The sequence below is a fragment of the Streptomyces sp. N35 genome (genome assembly GCF_016464295.1).
GTDB lineage: Bacteria > Actinomycetota > Actinomycetes > Streptomycetales > Streptomycetaceae > Streptomyces.
Map to the genome: position 1 here is coordinate 1 of NZ_JAEIMH010000165.1, position 7,149 is coordinate 7,149.

General features: G+C 72.2%; 5 protein-coding genes, 1 tRNA gene and 1 pseudogene. 3 read left to right on the forward strand and 4 right to left on the reverse strand.

All coding sequences use genetic code 11. The annotated features are described in order from the left end of the window. The first annotated feature begins 3 nt into the window (after positions 1-3). A tRNA-Ala gene (locus JAO81_RS41195) sits at positions 4-76 on the forward strand. 107 nt (positions 77-183) lie between these two features. On the opposite strand, the gene JAO81_RS41200 is transcribed toward JAO81_RS41195, so the two are convergent. The 3 genes from JAO81_RS41200 to JAO81_RS41210 are packed head-to-tail and all read right to left on the reverse strand — an operon-like array spanning position 184 to position 3,534. After that, positions 184-885, reverse strand: a complete 702-nt coding sequence (locus JAO81_RS41200; RefSeq protein ID WP_199553141.1) for an ABC transporter ATP-binding protein — start codon at positions 883-885, stop codon at positions 184-186. A gap of 2 nt (positions 886-887) precedes the next feature. Beyond that, entirely contained in the window at positions 888-2,258 is a 1,371-nt protein-coding gene (locus JAO81_RS41205) for an FtsX-like permease family protein (RefSeq protein WP_199553142.1), read from the reverse strand. A 40-nt stretch (positions 2,259-2,298) separates the two neighbouring features. After that, positions 2,299-3,534 carry an FtsX-like permease family protein gene (locus tag JAO81_RS41210; protein WP_199553143.1) on the reverse strand — a complete coding sequence of 412 codons (1,236 nt, stop codon included), beginning with the start codon at positions 3,532-3,534 and terminating at the stop codon, positions 2,299-2,301. Positions 3,535-3,738: 204 nt separating this feature from the next. Here JAO81_RS41210 and JAO81_RS41215 point away from each other — a divergent pair, with 204 nt between their 5' ends. Beyond that, a complete protein-coding gene (locus JAO81_RS41215) occupies positions 3,739-4,401 on the forward strand; it encodes a response regulator transcription factor (protein ID WP_199553144.1) in 663 nt (220 codons plus the stop codon). After that, positions 4,392-5,594 carry a HAMP domain-containing sensor histidine kinase gene (locus tag JAO81_RS41220; RefSeq protein ID WP_199553145.1) on the forward strand — a complete coding sequence of 401 codons (1,203 nt, stop codon included), beginning with the start codon at positions 4,392-4,394 and terminating at the stop codon, positions 5,592-5,594. Before JAO81_RS41215 ends, JAO81_RS41220 begins: the two co-directional genes overlap by 10 nt. A 25-nt stretch (positions 5,595-5,619) precedes the next feature. Here the strand turns inward: JAO81_RS41220 and JAO81_RS41225 are convergent. After that, a pseudogene (locus JAO81_RS41225) lies at positions 5,620-7,149 on the reverse strand (NADH-ubiquinone oxidoreductase-F iron-sulfur binding region domain-containing protein); the annotation flags it as partial.

Below are 7,149 nucleotides of genomic sequence, written 5' to 3' on the forward strand. Positions count from 1 at the left end.
CAAGGGGCTATAGCTCAGTTGGTAGAGCGCCTGCATGGCATGCAGGAGGTCAGGAGTTCAATTCTCCTTAGCTCCACTTCAGCGAAGGCGACCTGTGTCCGCAGAAAGTGCGGACCGGGTCGCTTTCGTCGTTTCTGCGCGGCTTCGCCGCGCGTTGTGGGGGCTTCGCCACCCACACCCCGGTCAGGGGGCGGGCGTGGTCGTCACCTTGCCCCGGCGCAGGGTGAGCGTGCGGTCGGCCCGGGCCGCCAGTTGCTGGGAGTGGGTGACCACCACGACGCACTTGTTCTGCTCATGGGCGAGTTCCCGGAAGATCCCGATGATTCCCTGGGCCGTGTCCTCGTCCAGATTCCCGGTCGGTTCGTCGGCGAAGAGGATGTCGACGTCGCAGGCCAGCGCCCGGGCTATGGCGACGCGTTGCTGCTGGCCGCCGGAGAGCCGCAGGACGTTGCGGGTGGCGTGGTGCCGGTCGAGGCCGACTCGTTCGAGGATCTCCAGGGCGCGGGCCTTCTTGTCGCGGGTCCGGACCTTGGTGATCTCCATGGCGGCGGTGACGTTCTGCACCGCCGTCATGTAGGTGAGCAGGTTGTACTGCTGGAAGATCGTGGCGGCGTGCCGGTTGCGGTAGCGGCCCAGACCGATGGTCCGCAGGTCCGTCCCGTCGAAGGCGATCGAACCCGCGGTGGGTGCGTCCAGGCCCGAGGCCAGCGAGAGGAGTGTGGTCTTCCCGCTGCCCGAGGGCCCGAGGACGGCGTAGAAGACACCGCGCTCGAAGCTGTAGTCGATCTGCTTGAGCACGGTGGTCCGGCGGCGCTGTCCCGAGTACGTATGGCCGAGGCCGGTGAGCTCGAGGACGGGCGGCGCGGTCGACGTGGCGTCGTTCATGGTCACTTCCCCTTCGAGAGGATGGAGCGGGGGGACAGCCGCAGTACGGACGCGGCCGGCAGGGCGGTGGCGAGGAGGCCGATCCCGAGGCCGAGGCCCGCCACGGTGGCCAGGGAGCCGTTGTCGAGCCGGACGGTGATCCGGTCGATCGGGTCGGCGCCTTCGACGGGTCCGGCGTCCTGGTCGATGCCCTCCTGGAGGCCCGTCGAGCCGGGCGGCGGGGGCTTCCAGGCGTCCAGCTTCCGCTGCGCGGCGCTCGCCTCGTCCCGTACGAGAGCGTTGCCCGCCCGCTCGGTCAGGGTTTGCGTGAACAGCGAGCTGAGGCCGATGGCCAGCACGGCGACCACCACGATCTCCGCCACCTGCTGGGCGATCAGCTTCCCCTTGCGCTCGCCGAGCGAGAGCAGCACACCGAACTCGGCGCGGCGCTGCTTGACCGCGAGCGCGGCGAGCAGAGCGAGTACCGCGGCACCGGCGACGCCGATCAGCCACATGCCGGCGGTGGCGGTGCCGGAGACGGACGACAGCGGTCCTGTCATCTGCCGCAGGGCCTTGTCGTTGATGCCGAGTTCGAAGCCCTTGAACGAGGACCCGGCGGTCTTCTCGGCCTGCGCCTTGAACTCCTCGTACGCCGCCGGGTCCTTGAGCTGGAAGGTCGCCGCGCCCACGGTCGCCGCATCCTCCCCGTTGAGCTTGCTGAGCGCTCCGGCGGTGACGAACAGGCGGTTGCCCGGGTCGAGTTGCCATTCGGGGTCGGGTGCGTCGGACGGGTCCCGATAGATCCCCTGGACGGTGAACTCGGCGGTGCGCTTGCCCTCGGGGTCGTTCTCGCCGAGCTTGATCCTGTCGCCGGTCCTGAGGTTGTTCTCGCGGGCCAGACGTTCCTCGACGAGCAGGACGTTCTTGTCCCGGTCCGCGCCGGTGATCGGCTTGCCGGAGAGCAGCTTCCATTTGCCGCTCGCGAAGTCAGGCTCCAGCGAGGAGTCCAGTACGCCGAAGGCCAGGGTCGAGGCCGGCACTTCGGGGTAGAGGGGCTTGCCGGGCAGCTTCCTGCCGCCTTGCAGGGAGGCGCCGTTGAAGGACCGGTAGGTGTACTTGTCCACCAGCGGCGACGTGCCGATCCTGTCGATCACGCCGGTCCGTATCTGCGGCGCCTGGAGCTGTCCCGAGGACGCGAGCGCATCCATGTCCACGCCGAGGGTGACCTCCGCGCCGATCTTGCGTTGGGCGGCGTCGGAGGCACGGGCGGTGGCGTCCTTGATGAGGACTCCCGCGAGCACCATCACGGAGATGACCACGAAGGTGCTGAAGGTGATCAGGGTTCTGGTCTTACGGGACCACAGGCTCAGGCCCGCGCGTTTGAGGAAGTTCATGTCGGTGTCCGACCGGCTCTCTTGGTGAGGGGGAGGGGGGTTATTCGCTGTCGGTGAGGATCGAGCGGGGGTGCAGGCGCAGGATGCCGATGCCGGGCACGGCGGTCGCGACCAGCGCGATCGCGAGGCCGATGCCCGCGACCCTGCCGAGGTCCGCGAGGCCCATCCGCAGTTCGGCGGGTGGCAGCAGGGCGTTTGCCGTGTGGCCCGGAAGGAACTGCGAGGCCGTCCCGGCGAGGGTGGCACCGGCCAGTGCGGCGAGTGCGAGCGCGGGCAGGGCGACGGCGGTGACCTCCACCGTGTGCTGGCCGACGAGCTTCCACTTCTTCTCGCCGAGCGAGAGCAGCATCCCCAGCTCGTCGCGCCGCTCGCGGATCGTGAGCGCGACGATCAGGGCGAGGATCACGGTGCCCGCTCCGGCGATCAGCCGGACCAGCGCCCCGGCGAAGGCGCCGACCCGCCGCAGCGGCTGCACCTGCTCCCGGTACGCCTTGTCGTTGACGTCGAAGCGGAAGCCGGCGTCGCCGAGCAGCCGCTGGGCTGCCGCGTGCAGCCGCCCGGTCTCGTCCGGAGAGCCCAGTTTGAACACCGCCTCGTCGAGCCGGCCGCCGAGTCCAAGATCGCCCAGAGCGCCGAGCGGGGCGTAGATCTGGTTGGCCAGGAGCCCGGCCGGCTCCACCCAGGTGCCGGGGGTGCGCGCACGGTCGTCGCGGTGGATGCCGACGATCTCGTACGTCCGGCGCAGTGACCCGTCCGGCGAGGTCAGCGTGATCCTGTCGCCGGTGGAGAGCCCGTTGAGCCCGGCCAGCCGCTCGCCGATCAGGACGACATCGCGGTCGGCGTCCTTCGGGGTGAGGGGACGGCCCTCGATCAGGGAACTCCGGCCGGTGGCGAAGTCGAGGAGCATCTCGGAGTCGCGCAGCCCGACCAGACCCGGCCCGTCCCGCTGCGGCCGGCTGTCCGGCGGGCGTGGCGCGTCGGATACGACGAGCCTGCCGTCCGGCATGAGGGGCGCGCCCCGTAGCAGCGGGTTGTAGCGCTGGACGCTCGGATCACGTGCCAGTCGCGCCGCGCGCTCGGCGGTCAGGCGGTCGGCGCGCACCGTGGCGTCCACGCCGATCCGGCGCTGCGCCCGGTCCTCCTGGCGGGCCATGGCGCCCTGCAGCAGGAAGCCGCCGAGCAGCAGCACGCACACCACCAGGAAGACGCCCAGGAGCAGGGCCGCTTTCCCTTTGCGGGCGACCAGGCTCAGGCCGGCCCGTTTGACGAAGTTCATGGCGCCGAGCACACCAGGCAGGGCTTTGCAGGGGGATAAGGCTTGTTACGGCGGGATAAGCAGCGGCCGCCGGGGCCAGGTGGGAGAGGGGCCGTGGCCGGTCTCCGGGGAGCGGGCGCCACAGGGGCCGATGCCCGGTCGGCCCAGTTGCTTATATCTCTGCAACGTTCCGCTTGCTTGCATGAGGCGTATGAGAGTGCGCGGATGAGGGTTCTGGTAGCCGAAGACCATCAGGTCCTCGCGCGGACGATCGCGACCGGGCTTCGGCGGCAGTCGATCGCGGTGGACCTGGCCGCCTCCGGCGACGAGGCCGAGCGGATGTGCCTGCTCACCGAGTACGACGTCCTCGTGCTCGACCGCGATCTGCCGGTGATGACGGGCGACGAGGTGTGCCGCAGACTGCGCGAGCTCGTCGACCCGCCGCGGATCCTCATGCTCACCTCCGCCGGCGCCCTGGAGGACAAGGTGTACGGGCTCGAACGGCTCGGCGCCGACGACTACTTGGCCAAGCCCTTCGACTTCGCCGAACTCGTCGCCCGTATCCGCGCACTCAGCCGCCGCGTCCCCAAGGCGCCGCCGGACGTACTGCGGCACGCGGGCATCACGCTGGACCGGGCTCGGCGCGAGGTGACCGTGCGCGGGCGGGCTTTGGCGCTCACGCCGAAGGAGTTCGCCGTGCTGCGGCTGCTCATGGAGGCGGGCGGCGATGCCGTGCCGCACCACGAGCTCGTACGGACGGTCTGGGACGAGAACCTCGATCCGCGGACCACCGCGGTCCGCGCCACCATCAGCCGGCTGCGCGGCAAACTCGGCGATCCCGGCCTGATCCTCGCCGACGCCGGACAGGGGTACCGGCTGTGCGGCTGACCTTGCGCAGGCTCCCGTTCCGCGCACGCCTCGCGGTCGCCTTCAGCGGCCTTTTCCTGCTCGCCGGCGTGGGGCTGCTGGCCTTCGTGGTGCTGCTCGCCCGCTATGGCACAGCACAGAAAGTGCAGGGCATGGAGTTCCTGCCGGTGACCGACGGCCCGGACGCCGGCCAGGCACAGCCGGTGCAGCCGGTCCGGCCGGGCGAGGATGCGAGTGTGCCGCCGCCCTGGAATCCGGCCGCCTTCGACGGCCTCGCCATCCGCAAGACCGAGCAGACCGTGCAGGCGGTGCAGGACGCCGCGCTGCAGCAGATGCTGCTCTGGTCCGGTATCGGTCTGCTCGTCATGGCACTGCTCGCGGGGCTGCTCGGCTGGTGGCTGGCCGGGCGGGCGCTGCGGCCGATCACCGCGATGACCGAGTCGGCCCGCCGGATCAGCGACCACAACCTCCACGAGCGGCTCGCCCTGACCGGTCCGGACGACGAACTGCACCGACTCGCCGACACCTTCGACACGATGCTGGACCGGCTGGAGAGCGCCTTCGACAGCCAGCGCCGTTTCGTCGCCAACGCCTCGCACGAGCTGCGCACGCCGCTCGCCGTACAGCGCACCAGTCTTGAGGTCGGTCTCGCCGATCCGCTGCCGGACGGCCTGGACGAGGTACGCGAGGATCTGCTCGCCGCCAACCGGGACGCGGAGAAACTGATCGCGGCGCTGTTGCTGCTCGCCCGCAGCGACCGCGGCCTCGGTGCCACCGAGCCCGTGGACCTGGGCGTGGCGGCGCGCCAGGCGGCCGCCGAACTCTCCGCGCCCGCACGGGAGATGTCCGTCGATGTGGTGGTGACGGGCAGGGCCCGGGACGTGCTCGGCGACCCGGTCCTGCTCCGTCATCTCCTCACCAACCTGGTGGGCAACGCCATCCGCTACAACCATCCCGGCGGCCGCGTCGACGTGACGCTCGAAGGCCGCACTCTGACGGTGGTCAACACGGGCCCCGAAGTGCCCGCCGACCGGGTCGACGAGCTCTTCGAGCCGTTCCGCCGCCTCGCCCAGGACCGGCTGGCACACCAGAGCGGACACGGCCTCGGGCTGTCCATCGTCCGCTCCATCGCCGAGGCGCACGGGGCGCGGATCGAGGCGACGGCCAGGGCCGGGGGCGGCCTCCGCGTCGCCGTCACCTTCGGGCTCGCGTAGGGCCGGGTCCGTCCCGGCCGGGCCCTCAACTCCAGCCGCTCCCCAGCGCCTTGCGTCCCGGTGCGCTCGGCAGGGCCGCACGGCGGGACGGGGCCGGGAGCTGGTCCCCGGTGCGTTCCAGGCGCAGGGCGAGGGCCGGGCAGCGGCGTACCGCGCGCTGGGCGCGGCCGCGCAGGGCCAGCGGGACGCCCGCGTCGGAGACCGTGGGGAAGCCGTCGGGGCCGAGCGTGATCAGTTCCGGTACGACATCGGCGCACAGGCCGTGGCCCTGGCACAGGGTCCAGTCGACGACCAGACGTTCACCGCTCGGTGCGCCCGGATCGGTCAGCCCCGGCATGGGCAGCGGCAGCACCCCGCGGGTCTCGCGGCCGCAGCCGCCGCTCAGGACGTGCATCGCGAGGTCGTCCTTGAACGCCGTGAGCGTCGAGGCGATGAAACGGGCCGAACCGTCCGGGTGCTTGCAGGCGCCACGCCCCTTCACGGCGCGGGTGATCTCGCGCAACGCCTCCAGGGCCGTGGGGCCGCCGCCGTTCAGGACGTCCGCGAGACCGCTGGCCGCCGCCGGCAGACCGAGACGGCAGGGGCCGCACTGGCCCGCGCTCTCGTCGGCCAGCCACTGGGCGACGCGCAGTCCCTCGCCGAGCGCGCAGGTCTCCTGGCCGATCGGCAGGATCGCGCCCGCGCCGAGCGCTCCGCCGAGCGCATCGAGGGACGCCCGCGAGACCACCGCGTCGTGCGCGGCGATCGCGTTCAGCCAGCTGCCGTGATAGCCGCCGGTCAGCACGCCCTGGGGGAGCGGGGGAGCGCCGGCGAGCTGCAGGACGTAACGGAGCGGGACACCCGTCGGTACCTCGATCACCATGGGCCGCGCGACCGCTCCGGAAACGGTGAGGAGCACGGTGCCGGGCTCGTCGTACAGGCCCGTGCCGCGGTAGCGCGACGGGCCGATACGGGCGGCGATCGCGAGCTGCGCGAAGGTCTCGGCGTTGGACAGCAGGGTCGGCGCACCGCCGACACCCGACTCGGCGGCGCGCACCCGGCGGCCCGGCGGCAGCGCGGGTCCGCCGTCGATGGAGCGGATCAGGGCCGAGGCCTCGCCGGTCACCATGCGCTCGGGGTTGCGCTGGACGCGGGCGCGCAGAGCGGCGCTGCGGCGGTTGGACAGGCCGCGCTCGGCGAGCGCGGCGGGCATCGACGACTCGGTCGAGTCACGGGTCACGCCGACGACAAGGGTGCCGGCGCCGGGCGCCTCGGCCGCGGGCAGGGCGCCGGCGGGGGTCCGGCGCCTCGGCCGCGAGCAGGGCGCCGTCGAGGATCAGATGCGGAGCGCGGTTGACGAGAACGGTGTCCTTGCGGCAGGCCGGTTCGTCCTCGCTGGCGTTGACGACCACGACCGGACGTACACCCCGCTTGATCGCCGCGTCGGCGACGGCCCGCAGCTTTCTGGCGAAGGGGAAGCCCGCGCCGCCGCGGCCGCGCAGGGAGACGGCGTCGGCGGGGGGGGGGGGGGGCCCCCCGCCCCCGGGGGCCCCGGGGCCCCGCCCCCCGTGGGGGG

Bases quoted from the DNA above. Each gene is read 5' to 3' on its own strand.
- JAO81_RS41200 (WP_199553141.1), bottom strand. From the start codon at position 885: ATGAACGACGCCACGTCGACCGCGCCGCCCGTCCTCGAGCTCACCGGC.
- JAO81_RS41205 (WP_199553142.1), bottom strand. From the start codon at position 2,258: ATGAACTTCCTCAAACGCGCGGGCCTGAGCCTGTGGTCCCGTAAGACC.
- JAO81_RS41210 (WP_199553143.1), bottom strand. From the start codon at position 3,534: ATGAACTTCGTCAAACGGGCCGGCCTGAGCCTGGTCGCCCGCAAAGGG.
- JAO81_RS41215 (WP_199553144.1), top strand. From the start codon at position 3,739: ATGAGGGTTCTGGTAGCCGAAGACCATCAGGTCCTCGCGCGGACGATC.